18 protein-coding genes and 1 pseudogene are annotated in these 23,430 nt (G+C 45.9%); 12 read left to right on the forward strand and 7 right to left on the reverse strand.

Going from position 1 to position 23,430, the window contains the following annotated elements:
- Positions 1 to 55 precede the first annotated feature (55 nt).
- The gene (locus FD977_RS03210) at positions 56 to 1,066 is read left to right on the forward strand and encodes a class 1 fructose-bisphosphatase (RefSeq protein WP_215306276.1); all 1,011 of its coding nucleotides are present in this window, start codon (positions 56 to 58) and stop codon (positions 1,064 to 1,066) included.
- A gap of 100 nt (positions 1,067 to 1,166) precedes the next feature.
- Here the strand turns inward: FD977_RS03210 and cphA (FD977_RS03215) are convergent, their stop codons facing one another.
- Positions 1,167 to 3,737, reverse strand: a complete 2,571-nt coding sequence (gene cphA / locus FD977_RS03215) for a cyanophycin synthetase (RefSeq protein WP_215306278.1) — start codon at positions 3,735 to 3,737, stop codon at positions 1,167 to 1,169.
- A 24-nt stretch (positions 3,738 to 3,761) separates the two neighbouring features.
- A pseudogene (gene cphA / locus FD977_RS03220) lies at positions 3,762 to 5,930 on the reverse strand (cyanophycin synthetase); the annotation flags it as partial.
- Positions 5,931 to 6,140: 210 nt separating this feature from the next.
- Here cphA (FD977_RS03220) and FD977_RS03225 point away from each other — a divergent pair.
- The 8 genes from FD977_RS03225 to FD977_RS03260 all read left to right on the forward strand — a co-directional run bounded on the left by FD977_RS03225 (position 6,141) and on the right by FD977_RS03260 (position 15,884).
- On the forward strand, positions 6,141 to 8,456 hold the full coding sequence (locus tag FD977_RS03225; protein WP_215306282.1) for an ABC transporter ATP-binding protein: 2,316 nt from the start codon (positions 6,141 to 6,143) through the stop codon (positions 8,454 to 8,456).
- Positions 8,453 to 8,929, forward strand: a complete 477-nt coding sequence (locus FD977_RS03230) for a DUF1854 domain-containing protein (protein ID WP_215306284.1) — start codon at positions 8,453 to 8,455, stop codon at positions 8,927 to 8,929. Before FD977_RS03225 ends, FD977_RS03230 begins: the two co-directional genes overlap by 4 nt.
- Positions 8,930 to 9,239: 310 nt before the next feature.
- The gene (locus FD977_RS03235) at positions 9,240 to 10,238 is read left to right on the forward strand and encodes a Bug family tripartite tricarboxylate transporter substrate binding protein (RefSeq protein WP_371743121.1); all 999 of its coding nucleotides are present in this window, start codon (positions 9,240 to 9,242) and stop codon (positions 10,236 to 10,238) included.
- Positions 10,239 to 10,321: 83 nt separating this feature from the next.
- Entirely contained in the window at positions 10,322 to 10,849 is a 528-nt protein-coding gene (locus FD977_RS03240) for a tripartite tricarboxylate transporter TctB family protein (protein WP_215306288.1), read from the forward strand.
- A gap of 40 nt (positions 10,850 to 10,889) precedes the next feature.
- On the forward strand, positions 10,890 to 12,389 hold the full coding sequence (locus tag FD977_RS03245) for a tripartite tricarboxylate transporter permease (RefSeq protein WP_215306290.1): 1,500 nt from the start codon (positions 10,890 to 10,892) through the stop codon (positions 12,387 to 12,389).
- Positions 12,390 to 13,053: 664 nt separating this feature from the next.
- Entirely contained in the window at positions 13,054 to 14,316 is a 1,263-nt protein-coding gene (gene oxlT / locus FD977_RS03250) for an oxalate/formate MFS antiporter (RefSeq protein ID WP_215306292.1), read from the forward strand.
- Between the two features lie 89 nt (positions 14,317 to 14,405).
- Positions 14,406 to 14,777: a DUF2946 domain-containing protein gene (locus FD977_RS03255; protein WP_215306294.1), complete on the forward strand. Its 372-nt coding sequence runs from the start codon at positions 14,406 to 14,408 to the stop codon at positions 14,775 to 14,777.
- 84 nt (positions 14,778 to 14,861) lie between these two features.
- Positions 14,862 to 15,884 (forward strand): TonB-dependent receptor, encoded by a 1,023-nt coding sequence (locus FD977_RS03260; protein WP_215306295.1) that lies wholly within the window; start codon positions 14,862 to 14,864, stop codon positions 15,882 to 15,884.
- Positions 15,885 to 15,888: 4 nt separating this feature from the next.
- On the opposite strand, the gene FD977_RS03265 is transcribed toward FD977_RS03260, so the two are convergent.
- Positions 15,889 to 16,380, reverse strand: coding sequence for a TlpA disulfide reductase family protein (locus tag FD977_RS03265; RefSeq protein WP_215306297.1), 492 nt, complete (start codon positions 16,378 to 16,380; stop codon positions 15,889 to 15,891).
- 81 nt (positions 16,381 to 16,461) lie between these two features.
- On the opposite strand from FD977_RS03265, the gene FD977_RS03270 reads away from it, so the two are divergent.
- The gene (locus FD977_RS03270) at positions 16,462 to 16,929 is read left to right on the forward strand and encodes a copper chaperone PCu(A)C (protein WP_215306299.1); all 468 of its coding nucleotides are present in this window, start codon (positions 16,462 to 16,464) and stop codon (positions 16,927 to 16,929) included.
- Positions 16,930 to 17,005: 76 nt separating this feature from the next.
- Here FD977_RS03270 and ilvD read toward each other — a convergent pair whose 3' ends face one another.
- Positions 17,006 to 18,697 (reverse strand): dihydroxy-acid dehydratase, encoded by a 1,692-nt coding sequence (gene ilvD, locus FD977_RS03275; protein ID WP_215307025.1) that lies wholly within the window; start codon positions 18,695 to 18,697, stop codon positions 17,006 to 17,008.
- A 228-nt stretch (positions 18,698 to 18,925) separates the two neighbouring features.
- Here ilvD and FD977_RS03280 point away from each other — a divergent pair, with 228 nt between their 5' ends.
- Together FD977_RS03280 and FD977_RS03285 are read left to right on the forward strand one after the other, a co-directional pair.
- Positions 18,926 to 19,552, forward strand: coding sequence for a response regulator transcription factor (locus FD977_RS03280; RefSeq protein ID WP_215306301.1), 627 nt, complete (start codon positions 18,926 to 18,928; stop codon positions 19,550 to 19,552).
- A gap of 81 nt (positions 19,553 to 19,633) precedes the next feature.
- Positions 19,634 to 20,677, forward strand: coding sequence for a hypothetical protein (locus tag FD977_RS03285; RefSeq protein ID WP_215306303.1), 1,044 nt, complete (start codon positions 19,634 to 19,636; stop codon positions 20,675 to 20,677).
- 34 nt (positions 20,678 to 20,711) lie between these two features.
- On the opposite strand, the gene glnK is transcribed toward FD977_RS03285, so the two are convergent.
- The 3 genes from glnK to ppa are packed head-to-tail and all read right to left on the reverse strand — an operon-like array spanning position 20,712 to position 23,286.
- On the reverse strand, positions 20,712 to 21,050 hold the full coding sequence (gene glnK, locus FD977_RS03290) for a P-II family nitrogen regulator (RefSeq protein WP_215306305.1): 339 nt from the start codon (positions 21,048 to 21,050) through the stop codon (positions 20,712 to 20,714).
- Positions 21,051 to 21,102: 52 nt separating this feature from the next.
- Complete coding sequence (locus tag FD977_RS03295) at positions 21,103 to 22,722, reverse strand: NAD+ synthase (RefSeq protein ID WP_215307026.1); 1,620 nt, start codon at positions 22,720 to 22,722, stop codon at positions 21,103 to 21,105.
- A 24-nt stretch (positions 22,723 to 22,746) separates the two neighbouring features.
- Entirely contained in the window at positions 22,747 to 23,286 is a 540-nt protein-coding gene (ppa, locus tag FD977_RS03300) for an inorganic diphosphatase (protein ID WP_215306307.1), read from the reverse strand.
- Positions 23,287 to 23,430 lie beyond the last annotated feature (144 nt).

Consider the following 23,430-nt stretch of genomic DNA (forward strand, 5'->3'; position numbering starts at 1 on the left):
GAACAAGGCAAAATAGAGCCACCGCAGAACCCACCCCATTACGGAGAAATTCCTTTTGAGCGCTTCAAGTACTTTTAATACCAATTTCAAGCAATACCTGACATCCGCCAAGGTAAAGGGTGCAGACATCCCTACAGGTCTACAAGAGCTGTTATTGGCAGTTGCAGGTACTTGCTCAACCCTGAGTCATGAGGTCGCACAAGGTGCCTTAATTGGCCTCTTGGGCTCTGCTGGCACTGGCAATGTCCAGGGTGAAGTCCAGCAAAAGCTGGATGTGATTGCAAATGACTTATTGATTGACGGCGTTCAGGGATGTAAATCATTGGCCGGCCTAGCTTCTGAAGAGATGGAGTTGCCACTTCCAGTTCAGGGCACTGGCGACTACTTACTATTGTTTGATCCATTGGATGGCTCATCCAATATCGATGTGAATGTATCCATCGGCACGATTTTTTCTGTGCTCAAGAAACAAGATCCATTAGCGCCATTACAAACTTCGGATTTCTTATTATCAGGTCGTCATCAGGTGGCCGCAGGTTATGTTGTCTACGGCCCGCAAACAACTATGGCATTAACGCTGGGCGATGGCGTAGTGATGTTTACTTTAAATAAAGTGACCGGTGAATTCGTCTTAATTAAGCGCGCAGTGGAGATTTCTCATTCCACTAAAGAGTTCGCCATCAATATGTCAAATATGCGCCACTGGGCTGAGCCTGTACGTCGTTATGTAGATGAGTGCTTAGCAGGCGTGAGTGGCGAACGTGATAAAGATTTCAATATGCGCTGGATTGCATCTATGGTTGCCGACGTTCACCGCGTCTTATCGCGAGGTGGCATCTTTATGTATCCATGGGACCAGCGTGAACCCCATAAGCCAGGCAAGCTGCGCTTGATGTATGAAGCTAATCCGATGAGCTTTTTAGTAGAGCAGGCTGGTGGTGCATCAACGAATGGTAATCAATTAATCATGGATATGATTCCCACAGAATTACATGAGCGTGTCTCTGTCATGTTGGGGTCTAAAGAAGAGATTGAGCGCTTGCAGCATTACCATTCTCAGGCGTAAGTATTCACCCCAATCTGAACTACTAAGGCCTAACAAAAAAGCCCAATCATTGATTGGGCTTTTTTACTTCAGGAGCTCGCCTGAAAAATGAATTCAATGATTATGGTCGAACCTGTTTCTTGAGATAGGCAAGCGATTCTTCCACCTGATCAATGAGAATCAGGCAGATATCACCGGCAGATAAATCATTGAGGGCAGTATCAATAGCAAGAAATTCACCGGTAATCTCTTTGACTTGTTTGGCTTTCTTAGTACCCACTAAACCTTCTTGAAGTAGCTTGAGTACTTCACCATCTTCGCGGCCACGCTGACACTGATCTTGATACAAGATGACATTGTCAAAGCTATTGCCAAGAATACGGGTCAGATCACGAATATCTTCATCGCGACGATCGCCAGCGCCACTAATGACTACATGACTCCTCTGAGGTTTCATAGCCTCAATTGCGCTCGCTAAAGCGCGCATAGCATCTGGATTGTGGCCATAGTCAGCAATGACAGTAGCGCCTTTGTGCTGGAATTGATTGAATCGTCCCGGCACTGCATTGGCAGAGCTTTCAAAGGAGTGAAGGCCTCGCGCAATCTTTTCGGCATCCAAGCCTAGTGCCCAGGCCGCACCAATAGAGGCCATGGCATTTTCAATTTGGAATCCTAAGACCCCATTTTGAGTTAAGGGAATTTCGCTAACTGGGAAGCGGAAGAGCACGCGAGATCCTTTGGAGCAGACGATAAAGGCGCCATCAAAGTAAATCACTTTTTTGTTTTTGGCTCGATGTGCAGCAATCACAGGATGATGTTGATTTTGTGCAAAGAAAATCACTCGACCCGTGCAAACATCACCCATCCTGACTACTATGGGATCGGTAGCATTGAGGACTGCAGCGCCAGAGGGCGCCACATTTTGAACAACTACCCGTTTCAGAATGGCTAAGTCTTCAACGCTAGTGATGTAGTTGAGACCGAGATGATCTCCTTCGCCAATATTGGTAACTACAGCAACTTCACAGCGATCAAAACCTAAGCCTTCACGCAGCATTCCACCACGAGCTGTTTCTAAAACAGCGGCATCCACATCGGGGTGCATGAGGACGTTACGAGCACTCTTAGGCCCGCTACAGTCTCCGGAATCAATTAAGCGATGGTTGATATAGACGCCATCAGTAGTCGTCATGCCAACGCGTAAGCCAGTTTCATTGAGTAAATGCGCAATCAGACGTACGGTCGTCGTTTTACCATTGGTCCCCGTTACCGCTACAACTGGAATTCTGCCATCCTCTCCAAGCGGGTACATCGTATTGATGATGTCTTCGCCTACAGGACGGCTCTTGCCATAGGAAGGCTTGAGATGCATGCGTAAGCCTGGTGCAGCATTGACTTCAACGATGCCGCCACCTTGACCTTCTAAAGGCTTGTAAATTGCCTCGCACAAAATATCGACACCAGCGATGTCTAGTCCAATCATTTGTGCAGCAGCGATAGCGCTGGCTGCAACATCAGGATGGACATCATCAGTCACATCGGTAGCGGTACCGCCAGTACTGAGATTGGCATTATTGCGCAAGAGAACGCGTTCGCCTGTATTGGGTATATGTTGCGGGCTTAGACCGTTGCTAGCTAAATGTGCAAGCGCAATGTCATCAAAACGAATCTTTGTTAATGCGGTTGCATGACCGTCACCACGCAATGGATTTTTATTCTCTAATTCAACCAGTTCAGCAACGCTATGCTTGCCATCACCTACTACTTGCGCAGGCTCGCGACGGGCTGCGGCGGATAAGCGATTACCCACGACCAACAGGCGATAGTCGGCGCCAGGTAAATAGCGTTCGACTATGGTTTCGCGACCAAAAGCCTGAGTTACTACAAAGCCAGCACGCACTTCTACTTCCGTTTGAATATTGGCAACAACACCTTTACCTTGATTGCCATCCTTGGGCTTGAGAACAATAGGGCCACCAATTTTTTGGGCGACACGCCATGCATCGTCTGCGGTGGTAACGACTTCACCGGTTGGGACAGATACGCCTGCAGCTGCCAGGAGGTTTTTAGTAAGCTCTTTATCTTGTGCAATCGCCTCGGCAATGGCGCTAGTATCACTGGTCTCAGCTGCTTGAATACGCTTTTGTTTGCTACCCCAACCAAACTGCACCATGCTGCCCTCAGTCATGCGGCGATAGGGAATATTTCTCTGTACTGCAGCATCAACAATCGAACCAGTACTCGGTCCTAGGCGCACATCTTCATACAGGGCTTCTAGCTCTGATAGAGCGGCTGCTAAATCAAATGGCACATCATTAAGCGTTGCCTGAATCAAGGCAAAGGCAAAGTCAAAAGCCATGCGCCCGACAACTTCTTCGGTGTACTCTACGACGACTTGATATACGCCTACGTCAATGGTTTGTACCGAGCGACTAAAGGTGACGGGACAACCTGCTTGAGACTGAAGACCTAAAGCAGCATGTTCTAGGGCGTGCGCTAAGGATAGTATTTCATTGTGCCCACCGCGACGCATACTGCCCAATTGCGGAAAGCGCTCCCGAATCTTGATTTCAAATTCGGGAATCAGATCAATTGAACGCTCTGATTCCTCGCAAGACACTATGGCCTCTAAAGCGGTATGGCGGCTCCATAAATTGGGGCCACGCAACATGCGAATACGGGTGATTTCCAATTAAGCCCCTAATGGAATGCTAGCGTCAAAAACAAAAGTTTCAGCACCAGCTTCGATAACGTTGAACGGAATGTCTAAGGCCCAGGCTGCGGCAATCGCGGCACCAAGATTTACTGGTTTCCATGGCTCACTGGCGCTAGGCTCAGAGTTATGCGGGACTGGAATGCTCTTCTGATCATGCTTAGCGGACTTTAGGGTAATTTGTTGATTACCGATCATCACGACACGACCACCATTCTTAAGGTGTTCTTGTGCAACAGGAGATGTCGAGTCTTGGGTAAAGAAAATTACTTCGCCGTCACAGAGTTCCGCCATGCTGGCAACCATGGGATCATCTGCATTAAGAACAGCAACTCCCGTTGGTAGCACTACATCTACTTGAGTTCTGACAATACTAAACACTTGGTCTTCATCGTAGATAGCGTACTGAGGAAAGTTAGCTTTTGGATCTACGTTTAATACAACGCCGATCTGGCAGCGGTCGTAAGCTAATCCCTCTATCAGCATAGATAAATTGTTATTTTCAATCACGGCCGCTTCAACTGCACGATTCAATAAAGTACGGCGGGCATTTTCCCAGTTAGCAGCATTGCTCTTTTGAATTGAGCGATGACCAAAAAATAAACCCTTGCTGCAAGAAAGACCGACATATAAATTCGTGAGTCGCAAAAAGTGGGCAATCATTTCAGCTACAGGGGTTTTGCCGCGAGTACCACAGACTCCGACTACCGGGATACGGAAATCAGCTCCCGGTGGAAAGAGGTGGTTGGCAATTTCCTTACCGACCGGTTGAGGTTTGCCGCTGGCGGGTTTTAAGTGCATCAATAAACCAGGTCCAGCATTGACTTCAACAATAGCTGCATTCTGCTCATGTAGTGGTTTACTAATATCCTGCGCAACCAGATCGACACCAGCAATTTCTAATCCCACTACGCGAGCAGCGAGAGCAACTTGACTGGCTACATCTGGATGAACTAAGTCGGTGACATCAAAAGCGACATTGCCATTACTTTGGATCAGTACTTTTTGATCTAAACCCGGAACACTCGTGCCAGTTAACTTCTGGCGTGCAAGCTCTAACTCCACCGCAGAGTCAATGCGCACTGGGTTGAGTGGGCATTCTTCCGTTTTACCGCGACGTGGATCGGAATTAATTTGAATTTGAATCAATTCAAAAACAGTATGCTGGTTATCGCCGGTAACCCAGACAGTCTCACCTTTGGCTGCTGCAACTACTTTATTACCAACTACTAGCAGGCGATGTTCATCACCCAGAATGTGTCGCTCTACCAAAACTTCGCTACCTTCATCGATTGCGACAGCATAGGCTGCTTCAATTTCTTGTTGGGTGAACAGATTGATAAATACACCTCGGCCGTGGTTGCCGTCGATTGGTTTGACTACGACTGGTAAACCGATATCTTGAGCTGCTTCCCATGCATCATCAGGGCTAGTAACGGTGCGACCCTCAGGGGTTGGAACTCCGGCGCTTGACAGAAGACTCTTCGTGAGATCTTTGTCCCGAGAAATTGTTTCAGCGATGGCACTGGTTTGATCGGTCTCAGCTGTCCAGATACGACGCTGCTTAGCGCCATAACCGAGCTGTACTAAGTTACCCTCAGAGAGTCGGATAGAGGGGATGCCCCGCTCTTCGGCTGCATTCACGATACAGGCTGTGCTGGGGCCAAGCAATAGATCATCTCCGAGCTCACGCAGATCTTCAAGAATGCTGGCAACTAGTGCGACAGGATCTTTGGTGTCCTGCGCTAGCGCAAGATATAAATCGCGAGCGTATTTGAGTGCAGTGAGCGTTACTTCTTCATTGATTGCGCTCACCATGACTTTATAAACACCGCGACGATCACCGTCACGTGCTTTACCAAAGCCGCCGGGGATGCCGGCTAAATTTTGTAATTCCAGGGTAAGGTGCTCAAGGATGTGAGCAGGCCAAGTACCTTCCTCAACTCTTTTGAGAAATCCACCAGCTTCACCATAGCTGCAGCGATGCTCTTGGAGGCTGGGAAGCGCCCGAACAAGTCGGTCATAAAACCCAGGGATGAGATTGGAGGGGAACTCTTCTAACTCACCAATATCAAGCCAAACTTCAATAACGGGATGGTAAGTCCACATATTGGGGCCGCGAAGATGCTTGACACTCAAGATCTCAATGGTTTTATCTAGTAATTGGGGCATATGTGGAGTGGGGGATTTCAGCGCCAGCATAGAGAATGGTGGCGGAGATGTCTCAGACTGTCTCTCTGGTTCTAGTAATTATTCAAAATCCACAAAATTAGCAAAAATGCATAAAAAAGCCTGCCTCGCCAATTTAACGGTTTTCTACCCACTAAAGTTGACAGTCTTACTAAATCTAAAAAATCTAGCTCCACTATACTTTTAAGACTAATGAAGCCAGAAATTTCCCCATCCGCTCCACCGTTGCCAGGTCACTGGGCTAGCGTTTTAGAAGCTCCCCAATCCCCAGTAAAGGACCTCAACGCCATACTGGCATGGGTTGAGCTTGATCTCGATGGTGAAATGCGCTTTGAGAAAAGCCTACTTTGTTTGATTCCTACGGGTCTATTTTGGAGTGACGGCACTCACTCAGAATTTTGGCCGATGAGCTCTGGAGCTCATCTTTTGCATGGTGATCACGCCGGAGTAGGGCATCTCAAGCTGGAGTCTGAGACTAGTCTGCTACGACTCTGGTACTTCACGCTGGCTGTCAACCCTCAGGTATTGCGCCTACAGAGTAGTTTTAAGCAATTAATCAGGGGTGATCAACTTAGTCAGGAGCCCGAGGCTTCTGAATACGATAAACAGGTTTGTCCGGTGTGCTTAAGTCCCAAGCCTGCCAACTCAGATACTTGTCCAACTTGCGATCCAGAGGAGGATGCCCCTCCATCGACTTGGACTTTGTTTAAGTTGTGGCGCTTTGCACGCCCCTATAAAAAAGAGCTTTTGTTGGGTTTTGTCCTGACTTTACTGTCAACCGGTGCCACACTGATTCCGCCATATTTGACGATGCCATTGATGGATCATGTGTTGATTCCATACGAAAAAGGTAATCCGATTGATTTTGATTTAGCTAGCAAATACCTCTTCGCTTTATTTGCTGCAGCAATTGTTGCTTGGGGTCTTGGTTGGTGGAAAACCTACTTACTCGCATTGGTGAGTGAGCGTATCGGCGCAGATCTGCGTAATACGACTTTTGAGCATTTGCTCAAGCTGTCCTTAGAGTATTTCGGTGGCAAAAGAACTGGCGACTTGATTGCACGTATTGGCGCTGAGACAGATCGTATCTGCGTATTCTTATCTTTATATGCTTTGGATTTTATAACTGATGTCATCATGATTACGATGACGGCAGCAATTTTGGTGTCGATCGATCCTTTGCTTGCATTGGTTACTTTGGCGCCACTGCCATTTATCGTATGGATGATTCATGTAGTGCGCGATAAGTTGCGATTTGGTTTTGAAAAGATTGATCGCGTTTGGTCTGAAGTCACCAATATCTTGGCTGATACGATTCCAGGGATTCGGGTAGTTAAAGCATTTGCTCAAGAAGATCGTGAACTCAAACGCTTTGTGGATTCCAATAAACACAATTTGCAAATCAATGATCGCGTCAATCGCGTATGGGGATTGTTCTCCCCAACAGTAACCCTACTAACGGAAACCGGCCTCTTGGTAGTATGGGGTTTTGGTATTTGGCAGGTTGCACATCAAAAGGTCACTGTTGGTGTGTTGATTGCATTCTTGGCTTACATTGGACGCTTTTACATTCGACTCGATTCAATGAGTCGCATCGTTTCGCATACGCAAAAAGCAGCAGCAGGTGCTAAACGCATCTTTGATATTTTGGATCACGTATCGAGTGTTCCTGAGCCAATTAATCCAGCCCCTTTGGGCGTAGTGAAGGGCCACATCTCCTTACGGGGCGTGGGTTTCCGCTATGGCAACCGTGCGGTTACCAAAGGAATCGATCTAGATATTGCCCCTGGAGAAATGATTGGTTTAGTAGGTCATAGCGGCTCTGGTAAGAGTACTTTGGTGAACTTGATTTGCCGCTTCTATGACGTGAGTGCTGGTTCGATTACCTTGGATGGGCGCGATATTCGTAGCATCAGAATTGCTGACTATCGCAAGCGTATTGGTTTAGTTTTGCAAGAGCCATTTTTATTCTTTGGCACGATTGCAGAGAATATTGCTTACGGAAAGCCAGAGGCTACTCGCGAAGAAATTATTGAAGCGGCGCGCGCTGCACATGCCCATGAATTTATTCTTCGCTTACCACTGGGTTATGACTCATTAGTAGGTGAGCGCGGTCAATCCCTCTCAGGTGGTGAGCGTCAACGTATTTCCATTGCGCGTGCGTTGTTGATTAATCCCAACATTCTCATTTTGGATGAAGCTACCTCATCGGTAGATACCACCACTGAAAAAGAGATTCAGCGCGCTTTAGATAATTTGGTTAAGGGCCGCACTACGATTGCGATTGCCCATCGCCTCTCTACTTTAAGAAAAGCAGACCGCTTGGTCGTGCTTGATAAAGGCGAGATCGTGGAGATTGGGTCGCATGATGAGTTGATGGATGCGCAGGGCGCTTACTACGCCTTATATCAAGCTCAATTACGCCATGCTGCAGAGCTGGTTGAAGGTGGCGCTATTGGTGAAAGCATTGACGAGATTGAGCACAAAGAAGCTGGGGGCGCTGTATGAGTCAGAATCAAAAGCCGCTCATGCTTGAGCGTGACGCCCTTGGTCGACTGGTATTCATCGATGCAGCTGGAACTCACCATGTTGGCGTTTATCCGGTAAGAGCGTATCCGATTACCGCACCAGGCGCCGGAATCTCGATCATGGATCAGTCGGGCAAAGAGTTGTGCTGGTTTGACGGTATTGCAGCGATTCCTAAAGGCGAGTTAGTCCTAATTGAAGAGGAGCTGGCTGCTCGTGAGTTCATGCCTGTGATTGAAAAAATTACCAAGGTATCTACTTTTGCTACCCCGAGTATTTGGGATATTGAAACCGATCGCGGCCCCACCAGAATTCGTCTCAAAGGCGAGGAAGATATTCGCCGCATTGCTGGCAATATGCTTCTGATTGCTGACTCCAATGGCCTGCAATTTTTGATCCAAGATTCCACCCAGCTAGACAAAGTCAGTAAAAAACTGCTAGATCGCTTCCGCTAGATAGTATTTGGCAAGCACGGCTTCTGAACTCTAGCCCCTGACCAGGGCATCTCGCTCTGCATTGCAATTCATAGCGTAATCAATAGGCCTATTTTTAATGTTTTTTATGTCTTACGAGTATCAAACGCCCTTATTAATATCAAATCTAATGCGGCTATAACCCTAATTTGATATTGTTATATAGGGTTTCTACTAAATTAGATGGGCTCGTGTAAGGTATCTGAAATACTTGATGGTTATCAAGTTTGACTCGCACACAAGATTAGCCAAAATAAATTGGCAGTCATTTTTGGAGGCATATTTTATGAAGATGCATTTAAAAAGCACGTTGATTTCTGCGGCATTAACCCTGGCTACTTTTTCTGCTTCGCCTACTTATGCAGCATGGGAGCCAACAAAACCAGTTGAGTTTATTATTCCAGCCGGTCCTGGCGGTGGCGCCGACCAAATGGCGCGCATGATTCAGGGCATCATCACTAAAAATAATCTCATGAAGCAAGCCATCATCCCTGTAAATAAAGGCGCTGGTGCAGGCGCTGAAGGTTTCTTGGCTATGAAAGAAGCTAAAGGCGATCCAAATAAGATTGTGATCACGCTCTCTAATTTATTCACAACTCCATTGGCAACTGGCGTTCCATTTAACTGGCAAGACATCACGCCGGTAGCTATGTTGGCGCTTGATCAATTTGTTTTGTGGGATAACTCAGAAAAGCCATATAAGACAGCAAAAGAATATATCGATGCTGCTAAAGCTGCCGGTCCAGGTAAATTCAAGATGGGTGGAACTGGGTCTAAGCAAGAAGATCAAATTATTACCGTAGCTATTGAAAAAGCAACGGGCGCTAAGTTTACTTACATCCCATTTAAAGGGGGTGGCGATGTGGCTGTTCAGCTTGTTGGTAACCATATTGATTCTTCTGTGAACAATCCCATTGAAGCCGTGGCTCAGTGGCGCGCTAATAAATTACGTGCCTTATGCGTCTTTGATGACACCCGCATGCCATACAAAGAAAAAATTACGGATACTCAATCATGGTACGACGTACCAACTTGCAAAGAGGCGGGTGTAACGACTGACTACACCATGTTGCGCGGTATTTTCATGGCACCCGGTGTGACGCAAGAGCAAGTTGATTTCTACATTGAATTGTTTAAGAAAGTGCGCGCAACACCAGACTGGAAGAAGTTCATGGCCGATGGTGCATTTAATCAAACATTCATGACTGGTAAAGAGTTTAGAAATTGGTTGACTCTGAATGAGGCGCTGCATAAGCAATTAATGACTGAAGCCGGATTCTTGGCTAAGTAATTTGCAAAAAATGAGATAAGCCCTGTATTGAGGGGGTCTTATTCTTAAGTAATCGTATTAATTAACTTTAATTAGTGAAAAAAATGTCTGAACAAACAAATAATTCAAACGAAGACTCAGTAATCAGCGTAAGAGTAATGGACATCATTACCGCCCTTTTATTTCTTGCGGTGGGTCTCACAGTCATGATTGGAAGTTTAAAGTTGGGTGCTAGCTGGGGTAGTGATGGCCCAGAGGCAGGGTACTTTCCTTTTTACATTAGCTTAATCATCATGCTTTCGAGCTCGGTTACTTTGTATCAAGCGGCAATCGTGGATAAGGAAAAGAAGGCAGAATCGTTTGTTAGTAGGGAGTCCTTCAAGCAAGTAATGGCGGTCTTATTACCAGCAATTGTTTTTGTTCTTGGGGTGCAGTTAATTGGTATTTACGTTTCCTCTGTTTTTTACATCGCCATCTTCATGGTTTGGCTCGGCAAATACCCAATTTGGAAAGCTATTGTTGTATCGGTTGGGGTTAGTGCAGCCCTTTACCTTATGTTCGAGTTCTGGTTTCAAGTGCCATTACCACATGGTTCATGGTTCAACCCGCTCGAATTTTTTGGCGTGAACTAATAAATACAATCAAAAAAGATTAGAAACAAAGGAGTACGAGTTGGAAGAAATTAACGCTCTGTTCAGTGGTTTTGCAATTGCAATGACACCCTTTAATCTATTGCTGATGTTAATTGGTGTAACACTTGGTGTGATCATTGGCGTATTGCCTGGTCTTGGGGGTGCAAATGGGATTGCGATTCTATTGCCATTGACTTTCACAATGCCGCCAACTTCCGCAATCATTATGCTTTCCTGTATTTATTGGGGCGCATTGTTTGGCGGTGCAATTACCTCTGTTTTGTTTAATATTCCTGGCGAGCCTTGGTCGGTAGCGACAACCTTTGATGGTTATCCAATGGCTCGTAATGGTAAGGCGGGCGAGGCTTTAACTGCTGCGTTTACTTCTTCATTTGTGGGTGCTTTTTTTGCCATTGTGATGATTACTTTTTTAGCGCCACTGGTCGCTAAGTTTGCATTGCAATTCGGGCCTCCCGAATTCTTCTCGGTGTACCTGCTCACCTTCTGCAGTTTTGTGGGTATGAATAAAGGCTCACCATTCAAAACAATTTCTGCCATGATGCTTGGGTTTGCTTTGGCAACTGTAGGTATGGATACGGTCACAGGCCAATTGCGTTTAACTTTTGGTAACCCAGAATTAATGCGTGGCTTTGACTTCTTGATTGCTGTGATTGGTTTATTTGGTATTGGCGAGATCTTGCTATCAATGGAAGAAGGCCTCGCATTTCAAGGAGCGGCTGCCAAGATCCGTGGCAAGGTTGTTCTTGAGACATGGAAACAATTACCCAAGTACTGGGCCACTTCATTGCGCAGCTGCTTGATTGGTTGCTGGATGGGTATTACTCCTGGTGGTGCCACACCTGCATCTTTTATGGCTTATGGTGTTGCTAAGCGTGTATCCAAAGATGGCGATCAGTTTGGTACCGGCAAGATGGAGGGTATTGTGGCTCCAGAAACTGCAGCACATGCTGCTGGTACCGCCGCCTTGTTGCCAATGCTATCCCTAGGAATTCCGGGTTCACCAACAGCAGCAGTATTACTTGGTGGTTTGTTGATCTGGGGTTTACAGCCAGGTCCTTTACTCTTCGTAGAGAAGCCTGACTTTGTTTGGGGCTTGATTGCTAGTATGTATCTTGGCAACTTAGCTGGCCTATTTGTAGTATTGACCTGTGTGCCATTGTTTGCATCTATCTTGAGAATCCCATTCTCAATCATTGCGCCAGTCATTATTGTGATTTGTGCTGTGGGTGCATATACCGTTCATAACGCCACCTTTGACGTATGGTTGATGTTGGGCTTCGGTGTGCTCGGTTATATCTTTAAGAAGCTTGACTACCCAATGGCGCCTATGGTCTTAGCCTTGGTACTGGGCGATCGCGCGGAAGATTCTTTCCGTCAATCGATGCTGTTCTCACAGGGAAGCTTGGATATATTCTTCTCAAACTATCTTGTGTCAGCCATTACTTCTATCGCCTTATTACTACTTTTCTGGCCCTTGATTGGTAAATTAATAGGTAAGAAAAAGGCTGCTTCGGCATAGGATCAAAGTATTCGAAGGGTGATGGACAAAAAGCAAGAAAGGGGCGTGAGCCCTTTTTTCATGTCTATGTGCTTGAAATACTGAAAACGAAGGAGAATTACGACGTGTATTTAACTAAGTCCATTATTTTCAGTTGGAATGAGTCTTTCCTCTTTATTACATTAAATAACCAATAAAAACAAAGGCTTATAAGATTGATAATTGAACTTTATCCTAGAATCGACTTTTCTTATCCGTGCTGCGCAGCAATAAAATTAGGGTTATACTCTAGGTATTAACCCTTAAGGAGATTCAAATGACCGTTTTATTGAATATGATCAACCAGCTTTTTTCTGAAAGCAAAACTAGCCCAAAACAAACTGCTCGTCACTATGATTGCGACGGCGCTTACCGCGGCATGTAATTTAAAAAATTACGCATATAAGAAAGTCACCTCCGAGTGACTTTTTCTTTGCCAAAAGTTTTCCAAAGTTATCCGCATAAAGTCCAAAGTGCCAAAATTGCTCCAAGTTTCTCATGTTTAAGTCAAGGGTAATCACTAGTAGGGTTTTAAAGAAAACTTGATTGCTGTCAAGAGACTCATTCTTCTAATGATTAAGAATCATGTATCCCAATTTTTGGGCGAAGATAGTATTTGTGAATAGTAAAAAATAGGAGATTTAGGATGAGCGGCGAGAAAACTGCAGGACCTTTAGGAGGTCGTTGGTTTCAGCTACTAATCGGCATTATTTGTATGTCGATGATTGCAAACTTGCAATATGGTTGGACTTTATTTGTGAACCCAATTGACGCGAAGTTTGGTTGGGGTCGTGCAGCAATTCAAGTTGCATTCACCATTTTCGTGCTCACTGAAACTTGGCTAGTGCCTATTGAAGGTTACTTAGTAGATAAGTTTGGCCCGCGCCCAGTAGTATTTGTCGGTGGCATCTTATGTGGTCTAGGCTGGATGATGAATGCCCATGCAGACACATTAACAATGCTCTATATAGCTGCCGCTGTTAGTGGTGTAGGCGCTGGTGCTGTTTACGGTACTTGCGTAGGTAACGCCCTCAAGTGGTTCCCGGACCGTCGCGGTTTGGCAGCTGGTATGACTGCTGCTGGCTTTGGTGCAGGCTCTGCATTGACTGTGATTCCAATTGCAAACATGATTGCTAATCAAGGTTATCAAGATGCGTTTTGGTACTTCGGCATTTGGCAAGGCATCATCGTTGTTGTCCTCAGCTTATTGCTGTCTAAGCCGATCAAGAGCGCTATCACTACCGTGAGAGCTACCGTTGCTCAAACTCGCAAGGATTTCCGTCCGATGGAAATGATCAAGCAGCCTGTGTTCTGGATCATGTACCTCATGTTCGTAATGGTTGCTGCTGGTGGCTTGATGGCTACCGCCCAATTAGGCCCAATTGCTAAAGACTTCCAAATTGCTGGTGTAACAGTGAGCTTGATGGGCTTGGCATTACCTGCATTGACCTTTGCTTTGACTGTTGACCGCGTATTGAATGGTTTGACACGTCCTTTCTTTGGTTGGGTATCAGACAAGATTGGCCGTGAGCAAACAATGACACTGTGCTTCACATTTGAGTGCTTAGGTATTCTTGGTTTGTACTACCTCGGTCGCGATCCAGTGATGTTTGTTCTATTAACTGGTTTAGTGTTCTTTGCTTGGGGTGAGATCTATAGCTTGTTTCCATCAACTAACGCTGATACTTTTGGATCAACATACGCTGCTGGTAACGCAGGTCTTCTCTACACGGCAAAAGGAACTGCTTCATTGTTAGTACCTTTATCTAGCGTATTGGTGGCTACTACTGGTGGTTGGGAAGTGGTGTTTTGGGTTGCGAGTTTCTTGAATGGAACTGCTGCGATCTTGGCTTGGTTCGTATTGCGTCCAATGCGTCGCAAATTGATCGAGCGCTCAGCTTCGATGTAATTCAGTTTTATGAAGCATAAAAGAGGTCCTTAGGGACCTCTTTTGCATTTTCAAGCCTGCAATATTATTAAGATAAAATCTCACTCATCATGAATTTCCGTAAAAACCGCCTCATGCACTGGATTGCTGCTCTAGCAATCGTAATGAGTGCGCTTGCGCCAGCAGTTTCTCAAGCGGTATCGCTTGCAAAACATGGTCAAGGTTTTGCAATGGAGATCTGTTCTGCAGACGGCATGAAGATGCAGATTCAAGTGCAAACTGATGATCAATTAGATCTCGTGGGGGCGCAGCCTTGTCCATATTGCTTAGCTCAAAGCTTAATTACGCCATCGTTTAACACTAGCCTCACATTCCAGGTGCCGCAAACACTAGCTTTGCTGCCACAGCTTTTCTATCAATCACCCAAGCCGCTTGCCGTTTGGGTAACCCCACTTTCTACAGCACCCCCTACACCAGCCTAGAAAATGATTTAGGGCATAGCCTAGCTATGTAGTTGGTAACAAGGTAATTCATTTGTTGCCGTCATGTTGTGCGGGGAAATAAAAATGAAGTTAAGAAAAATAGTAGTTTTGATGGCATTAGCATTGCCTTCTGCGGCATCAATCGCTTGCTCGAGTTGTGGCTGTAGCTTGAATACCGATATTGGCACTCAAGGCATGGGAATGACTGAAGGTTGGACCTTAGACATCCGCTACGATGCTTTGAATCAAAATAAACTGCGATCAGGCACAAAGCCCATATCCCAATCTGCGGCTGCTGCCACGGGTAATGAGGTTGAAAACTATACGCAAAATAATTATGTCACCGGCTCGTTGGATTACAACAATGGTGAGAGTTGGGGGGTAACTGTGATCCTTCCCTACATCATGCGTAGTCATAGTACTTTTGGAGCATTTGTAGTTGGTGGCGGTCCACCTGAGCAGGGTGATGGTGCTTATAGCTCCAAAACTTCCGGAGTGGGTGATATCAAAATTATTGGCCGCTACTTTGGCTTTGCGGAGCAAAAGGATTGGGGCTTACAGTACGGACTTAAATTACCTACTGGCGCTCGCAATCAAACAGGCAGTCTAGTGGCTGGCGGGCAGACTATGCTCGACCCCGGACTACAGGCGGGTAGCGGCTCTACTGATTTAATTGTAGGGGCTTATAAGTTTGGATTTATCAGTGACAGCGAGAATTGGGGGTATTTTGCACAGCTTCAATATCAAGCGGCGGTGATGGTGCAATCTGTGCCAACCAATGCGCCCAATCCCGATGGTGTCTATGGCGGCACTTATCGACCCGGGAATTCAACGAACATGAACTTGGGTATTAACTATCAAGCCTATGAGACTTGGGTGCCAACCTTACAGTTAAATGTTCTGAATAAGAGAGTCGATAGCGGTACCGCTGCTGATACCTTCGCAACTGGGGGTACGCTTGCTTATCTGACGCCAGGCTTTCTATATCGGGTGAGTGAAAAAACTCAGGTCTATGCCAACGTACAGCTACCCATCTATCAAAATGTGAATGGCATTCAGATAGTGCCAAGCTACATTGCCTCAATGGGGGTGAGGGTACATTTTTAAGGAGCTATTGAAGAAGCGGGGTAACAATCTCTTCTAGAGTTTTTAAGTCAAGCTTAGGCTCGCCAGTGAGACCATTCTTTCTTAAAATTCCCTGCTTATCAATAATGAATGTACTTGGTATGCGCCAAATTCTCCCGTATCCAGAAAAGTCGACTTGTTTTTTGTCGGCCGATAAAAAGGAATATTGATTCATGATCTTATTTGCCTGCAAGATATCAGAGGGTTTATCCATGGTGATAGCCAAAACCTCAAGCCCTTTTGCCTTATTTTTCTTTAGGTATGCTTCGATGATGGGCATTTCTTCTCTGCAGGGCTCGCACCAGCTGGCCCAAAAGTTAACCAAAATAACCTTGCCCTTATTCGCGCTCATAGAAAATGCCTTGCCATTGATAAGAGTGCCTTCGATATTGGGTGCCGCCTGTCCAATTTCTAACGCTGCAAAAGCGATTGGGCAATTCAGGGCAATAATGATGAGGAGAATGGGGCGAATGCACATAGGATTGAAAGAATTAATTTGACAAAATTTACTATTAACTTTAATTACATATTGAAATGAATTTACTAGGAGGAAGTACACATGAAGAGTAATACTTTGTTAGTAACATTATCGCTTTTGATCATCGCTTGTGGTGGTAATTCACATGCGCAAACTGCCAAGATAGGTAGCGTTCAAATTGAAAATGCCTACACTCGCGCTACAGTACCAGGCCAAATGGCTGCCGGTGGCTTTATGAAGATTGAAAATAAAGGCGCTGCTGATCAACTCATTTCTGCTAGCTCACCCATTGCAGGTGAAGTGCAGTTACATGAGATGTCGATGGATGGACAGGTCATGAAAATGCGTCAAGTCAAAGACATCCCCGTGCCAGCAGGTGGCGCAGTTGAATTAAAGCCAGGGAGCCTGCATTTGATGTTCATGAATATTAAAGCGCCATTGACAGCTGGTGAGATGGTTCCAGTTAAGCTGAAGTTTGCTAAAGCGGGTGAAGTGGAAGTGAAGATGCCTGTGAATGCAATGGGCAACCCGGGTGCAATGAAGCACTAAGCTGAAGCTTGAGTAGTATGCGTAACAAAAAAGCCCCTAGTTTTACTTAGGGGCTTTTTTAGTGAGGTCGGTCAATTTAGATTTTTAAATCCAAATCAGTGACTGCGCCTTTGCTAGCACTACTTGCCAAGCTGGCATATTTAGCCAGCAAGCCACGGGTGTAGCGTGGCTTAGGTTGTACCCAGGCAGAACGACGCTTCGCAATCTCATCATCACTCACATTGAGTTGAATGAGTAACTTATGGGCATCGATCGTGACAGAGTCACCTTCATGAATTAGGGCAATTACGCCACCTACAAAAGCCTCAGGAGCAACGTGACCTACAACCATGCCCCAAGTACCGCCAGAGAAGCGTCCATCGGTGATGAGGCCTACTGTCTCGCCTAAGCCTTGGCCAACAAGGGCAGAGGTAGGGGCAAGCATCTCACGCATTCCAGGCCCACCTTTAGGGCCTTCGTAGCGAATGATCACAACATCGCCGTCCTTGATTTTTTGGGCCATGATGGCGGCCATTGCGTCATCTTCAGAATCAAAGACACGCGCTGGACCAGTAATAGATGGATTCTTGAGGCCGGTAATTTTGGCAACGCAACCTTCAGGAGAGATATTGCCCTTGAGGATGGCTAAGTGACCTTGTTTGTACAGTGGAGTATCTAAAGTGCGAATCACTTTTTGATCGGCACGCGGCACTGATGGAATATCTTTCAATGTTTCAGCAATGGTTTTACCAGTGATAGTCATGCAGTCACCATGCAAGAGTCCGCCATCTAACAAGATCTTCATCACTTGCGGAATGCCGCCAGCCTGATGCAGGTCGGTTGCTAAATATTGGCCAGATGGTTTCATATCCACGATCACGGGTACGCGTTTACGAATGCGCTCAAAGTCATCAATTGTCCAATCAATTTCAGCAGCGCTAGTAATCGCTAGAAAATGGAGAACTGCATTGGTAGAGCCACCCACTGCCATGATGACGCTCACTGCATTCTCAATGGATTTCTTAGTAATGATGTCGCGAGGACGTAAATTGTTTTTAATTGCCTCAACTAAAACAATGGCTGAATCATGGGCACTAGTAACTTTTTCAGCATCTACGTTAGACATAGTGGATGAGTAAGGCAGGCTCATACCCAAGGCTTCGAATGAGGAGCTCATGGTGTTGGCGGTATACATACCTCCACAGGAGCCGCTACCTGGACAAGCATTTTGCTCAACACCCTTCAGATCTTCTTCGCTCAGACGGCCTGAGGTGAATTCACCAACAGCTTCAAATGCAGAAACAATATTGAGCTCTTTACCTTTGAAATGGCCGGGCTTAATGGTTCCGCCATAGACGTAAATTGCTGGTACGTTAGTACGGGCAATCGCCATCATTCCGCCTGGCATGTTTTTATCGCAACCGCCAATGACTAGAACGCCGTCCTGCCATAGACCATTTACACAAACTTCGATGCTGTCGGCAATGACTTCACGTGAGACGAGGGAGTATTTCATACCCTCAGTCCCCATACCGATGCCGTCTGACACAGTAGGAGTGCCAAACATTTGCGCTTTTGCTCCAGCTTCCTCAAGAGCGCTTACTGCGGCATCTGCCAGTTTTTGTAAACCGCTATTGCAAGGGGTAATGGTGGAATGGCCATTAGCAACCCCAACCATTGGCTTTACAAAATCCTTCTCTTCATAGCCCATCGCGTAATACATTGAGCGATTGGGAGCGCGAGCAACCCCTTCGGTGACATTGCGCGAGCGTTCATTAAGGCGTTTCATGCTGATATTGACTCCAGAGAAGAATTTGTCGAAAAGCTCTATTGTGCCGTGATACAAGGCGGAATGCAGGGTTTTATGCTGCATTTCCATACCCTTGTTCTGCATCGCAACAAAGAGATTTGTCTATTGTATTTGTTGATTTGGCCTCATTATTGGCTATAGAGCTAATATCCTTGCTAAAAAACCTGCGGTACATTGCCTTATCTATTACTTTTCCTTTTAAATTCAATGACTAAAGTTGGCCACATCTACCTAATTGACGACGATGAGTCGATGCGCACATCCTTAAGCAGAATGCTCAAGGATGTCGGTTATGTCGTGGAAGATTTTTCCTCCGCAGGGGCATTTTTAGAGCATTCAATGCCAGTAGCGCCAGCTGTCATCTTGCTCGATATGCAAATGCCAGATATGACCGGATTAGATTTGCAGGAAAAATTAGTCCAACTGGGCCGTAAAACCCCCATTGTGTTTGTCAGTGGTCAGAGTCATCCCCACCAAATTGTTACCAGTCTGAAACGTGGTGCTGTAGATTTCCTCTTTAAGCCCTTCAATTTGGAAGATTTACTGATGGCAGTTGCAGATGCCCTTGAGTTTGATAGACGTCAGCTCAAGCGGGTTTCCAAAGAGGTGGAGACTAAGAAAGACTACGCGACCCTCACGCCTAGAGAGAAGGAAGTCTGCTTTTGGCTGGTAAAGGGATTGCTCAACAAGGATATTGCTGTCAAGTTGGGTACAACTGATGCCACGATCAAGGTTCACAAGGCTAGAGTGATGGATAAGATGAGTGTAGATTCAGTGCAATTATTAGTTGCAAAGTACCTTGAATCCGATTTAGAAAACCTCCAGCATAATTAGCTCTTGAGCTAATTTCCCTGTCTTTGAATCGTCACTATTATTGGATGCGATCATGATGAGTAAAGCACTTAAATCACTTTTGTGAATATTAATACCAAACTTCCTGAGATTCGCAAAGAGGCTTTTACTAAGGCTCGCGAAAATCTGAGCCTCACTACTAAAGATCTTGGTGGAATGGCATGTCTGTCCACTCGCCAAATTGAGCAGATTGAAAGCGGTGAAACCAACTCCTTCTACAGCGCTCAAATCAAAGCGACTGCTGCCAAGAAAGTAGCAAAGCTGCTCAAGTTGAGTGACGAAGAGGCATTTGATTTCGGTGCAACTGCCCCTGAGACCTCAAGCGCATTGCAGCTACCAATTGCAGAAGTTAAATTAACAGATGCTCCAAAGATTAAAGGCGCCAAAAAAGAGTCCCCCAAAAAGGCAGAAGCAAAAATAGAGGCCGTCCAAACTCAAGAGCAGGTGCAAGAGATTCAGTTGCCCGTAGAAGAAAAAAAAGTTCAGGCAAAAGAAGTTCCCCTGAATCAAGTCATTTCAAAGTCAAAATCAGCTACACAAAAGAATCTGTTTCTTGGGTTGAGTGTGGCTGTTGCAGCAGTATTTTCGGTAGTTAATTTGAAGCCTTTATTTTTCTCAGAAAAACCAGCAGAAATCATCCTTGTAAAAGAAGAAATCATTGAGCCTGTGCCAGCGGCAGCGCCAGTGGAGTCAGTACCAGCAGCCCAAGCACCCTCTGTAGCAACAGTGGTAGTGGTGCCGCCAGCTCCCGTTGCCAGTGCTGAAGTTGTAGCAGCCTGCCCTGCTGAAGAGGGCATTATTAGCTATAAAACAGATGCACCGCGCAAAGCGGCTGATATGGTTTACGTGCAAGTGAAAACAAAGCAAGTTGTTTGCGTCAGTGATGCTTCTGGGAAGATGCAAAACAAGCTTATTGAGCTTGGCGCGGGAGCATCTTTTTATGGCAAACCTCCATTCAAAGTTCTCACTAGCGGTCTTGCGCAGGCTGACGTGTTTTTTCAGGGCGTAAAAGTTCGCCTAACAAACCTCAATTACAAAACTTTAATATTAGAAGCCGCTGAAGTAACGGCCCCATCCGTAGACCGGATAGATTCTCAACTGCGCTAACCCTCTGAGGGATTGGCGCATTGAATATAAACGCTTAAACCGCTGAGTCGTTAGTTTCGCCAGTGCGAATACGAATAGCCTGTTCGATTGGGCTAACAAAAATCTTGCCATCACCAATCTTGCCTGTGCGTGCGGCTTTAGTAATTGCCTCAATTACTAAATCTACGCGATCATCGGCAACGACTACTTCAACTTTTACTTTAGGTAAAAAGTCGACTACATACTCGGCGCCGCGATAGAGTTCAGTGTGCCCTTTTTGGCGGCCAAAGCCTTTAACTTCGGTAACGGTCAGTCCGGTAACGCCTACTTCAGCTAAGGCTTCACGAACTTCATCGAGTTTGAACGGCTTAATAACGGATGTGATTAGCTTCATATATTTCCCCTTAATACAGTAATCATACCTAGAACTAAAAATCAGTGCCCTGTTACGCCCTAAACTGGGAGGTAATGGGGTAGCGCCAGTCACGCCCAAAGGCCCGGGTTGTGACTCGAACGCCGGGAGGCGCTTGGCGGCGCTTGTACTCATTGAGCTTAATGAGGCGGGTGACTTTTTCGACGCTGTCGGGATCAAAGCCCGCGGCAATCATTTGGGCAATAGATTGGTTTTGCTCCATATAACGCTCTACGATGCCATCCAATACTTCGTAAGATGGCAAGCTATCTTGATCGGTCTGATCGGGGCGTAATTCTGCGGAAGGGGCGCGAGTCAAGATCCGCTCTGGAATGATTGGGGCAATACTATTGCGATAAGCACACAAACGGTAGACCAAAGTTTTAGCAATATCTTTAATGACTGCAAAGCCACCAGCCATATCGCCGTATAGTGTGCAGTAACCCACAGCCATTTCACTCTTGTTGCCTGTTGTTAAAACTAGGCGACCTGTTTTATTGGAGAGCGCCATCAGGAGGGTGCCTCGTACTCGTGCCTGAATATTTTCTTCAGTAGCATCAAGTTTTAGACCTTTAAATTGCTCGGCTAAAGCATGCTCTAGAGCATCAACGGGTTCGCTAATCGGAATCTCATCATATTGAACGCCTAGATTCTGAGCCATTTCTCTAGCATCAATCCAGGAGATGTCAGCGGTATAGCGCGAGGCCATCATGACGGTGCGAACTTTATCTGCACCCAATGCGTCTACTGCAATCGCCAGTACCAATGCAGAGTCAACTCCACCGGAGAGCCCAATAATGACTCCCTGGAAATGATTCTTCTGAACATAGTCACGCACACCCAGAACAAGTGCTTGGTAGGCCTGTGCTTCCATACTAGATGGAGTCACCATTGCTCCCGGCTCTAAATCGGCGGAGGCGTTGACATCTACATAGCCAAGAGCAGTCTCAAATTGCGGCATGGTCATCACTACTTTGCCTGCGCTATTTAAAGCAAATGAGCCACCATCAAAAACCAACTCATCTTGGCCACCGACTGCGTTTACATAAACCAATGACATCTTGCTAAGAGCAATTTGTTTGCGCAGTACCTCAATGCGTAAAGCTTCTTTTTGCAGGTGATAAGGAGAGGCATTGAGAACCAGTAGCACTTGGGCGCCAGCTGCATGAGCCTGTTTTGCTGGACCTGCATGCCATGCATCTTCACACAGAATGAGTCCGTACTGAATGCCGGCGTTTTCAAAGACGCAGGCTTCATTACCCGGCGTGAAATAACGCACCTCATCAAACACTTCATGATTGGGTAGTTCTTGTTTGGCATAGCCAGCAATGATCTTGCCATCACGAATGACTGAGGCATAGTTTTGTAAACCAACGGTAGTCTTCTTGGGGTGGCCAATAATGACAGTTAGCCCCGGAAATTTCTGGAGCTCCAGTATTAAACAACTGAGCTCTCGATCTGCGGCCTCAATAAAGGCTGGGCGCAACAACAAATCTTCTGGAGGGTAGCCAGTGAGCGAGAGCTCAGGCGTGAGAACTACAGTGGCGCCTTGTGCATAAGCATCTGCAGCAGCTTGAGAAATGAGCTGCGCATTACCAGGCAAATCACCCAAAAGAGGGTTGATTTGCGCTAGGGCGATTTTTTGCGAGCTCAATCCGTTTAACAAGTTGAATTTGAATTAGCTTTGATGCTCTTTGTTGTATGCCTCAATACCTTCAAGAATTTCTTTATGGGCATCAGCAACACCACCCCATCCTTTAACTTTCACCCACTTACCTGGCTCGAGATCTTTGTAGTGTTCGAAAAAATGCTGGATTTGATTTAAACGTAATGGATTGATGTCTTCTGGTTTTTGCCAATGGGTATAAATAGGCAGAATCTTATCTTCTGGAACGGCTAACAATTTGGCATCTTGCCCACCTTCATCTTCCATCATCAATACCCCAATTGCGCGACAACTCACAACCACACCAGGAATCAAAGGGAACGGAGTGATAACAAGCACATCAACAGGGTCACCATCACCAGCAATAGTTTTGTTGATATACCCATAGTTGCATGGGTAATGCATTGCAGTGCCCATAAAGCGGTCAACAAAAATGGCGCCACTTTCTTTATCAACTTCATACTTGATTGGATCTGCATTCATTGGGATTTCGATGATGACATTAAAGCTTTCAGGGATTTTTTTCCCTGGTTTGACGTTGTCGAGACTCATTCATACTCCGGATAGTGATTAGTAAATACCCTGATTCTACAAAAGCGCTAGGGTAGTAATTCTGCTACATACTAATAAAGCATATAGGTTCCAGTTTATCGCTTTCAGAATTGGTCTGACATAGCTGGCAGATAAATACAATTT

Origin of the sequence: Polynucleobacter sp. AP-Elch-400A-B2, from assembly GCF_018688355.1 — a bacterium.
Taxonomy (GTDB): Bacteria; Pseudomonadota; Gammaproteobacteria; order Burkholderiales; family Burkholderiaceae; genus Polynucleobacter.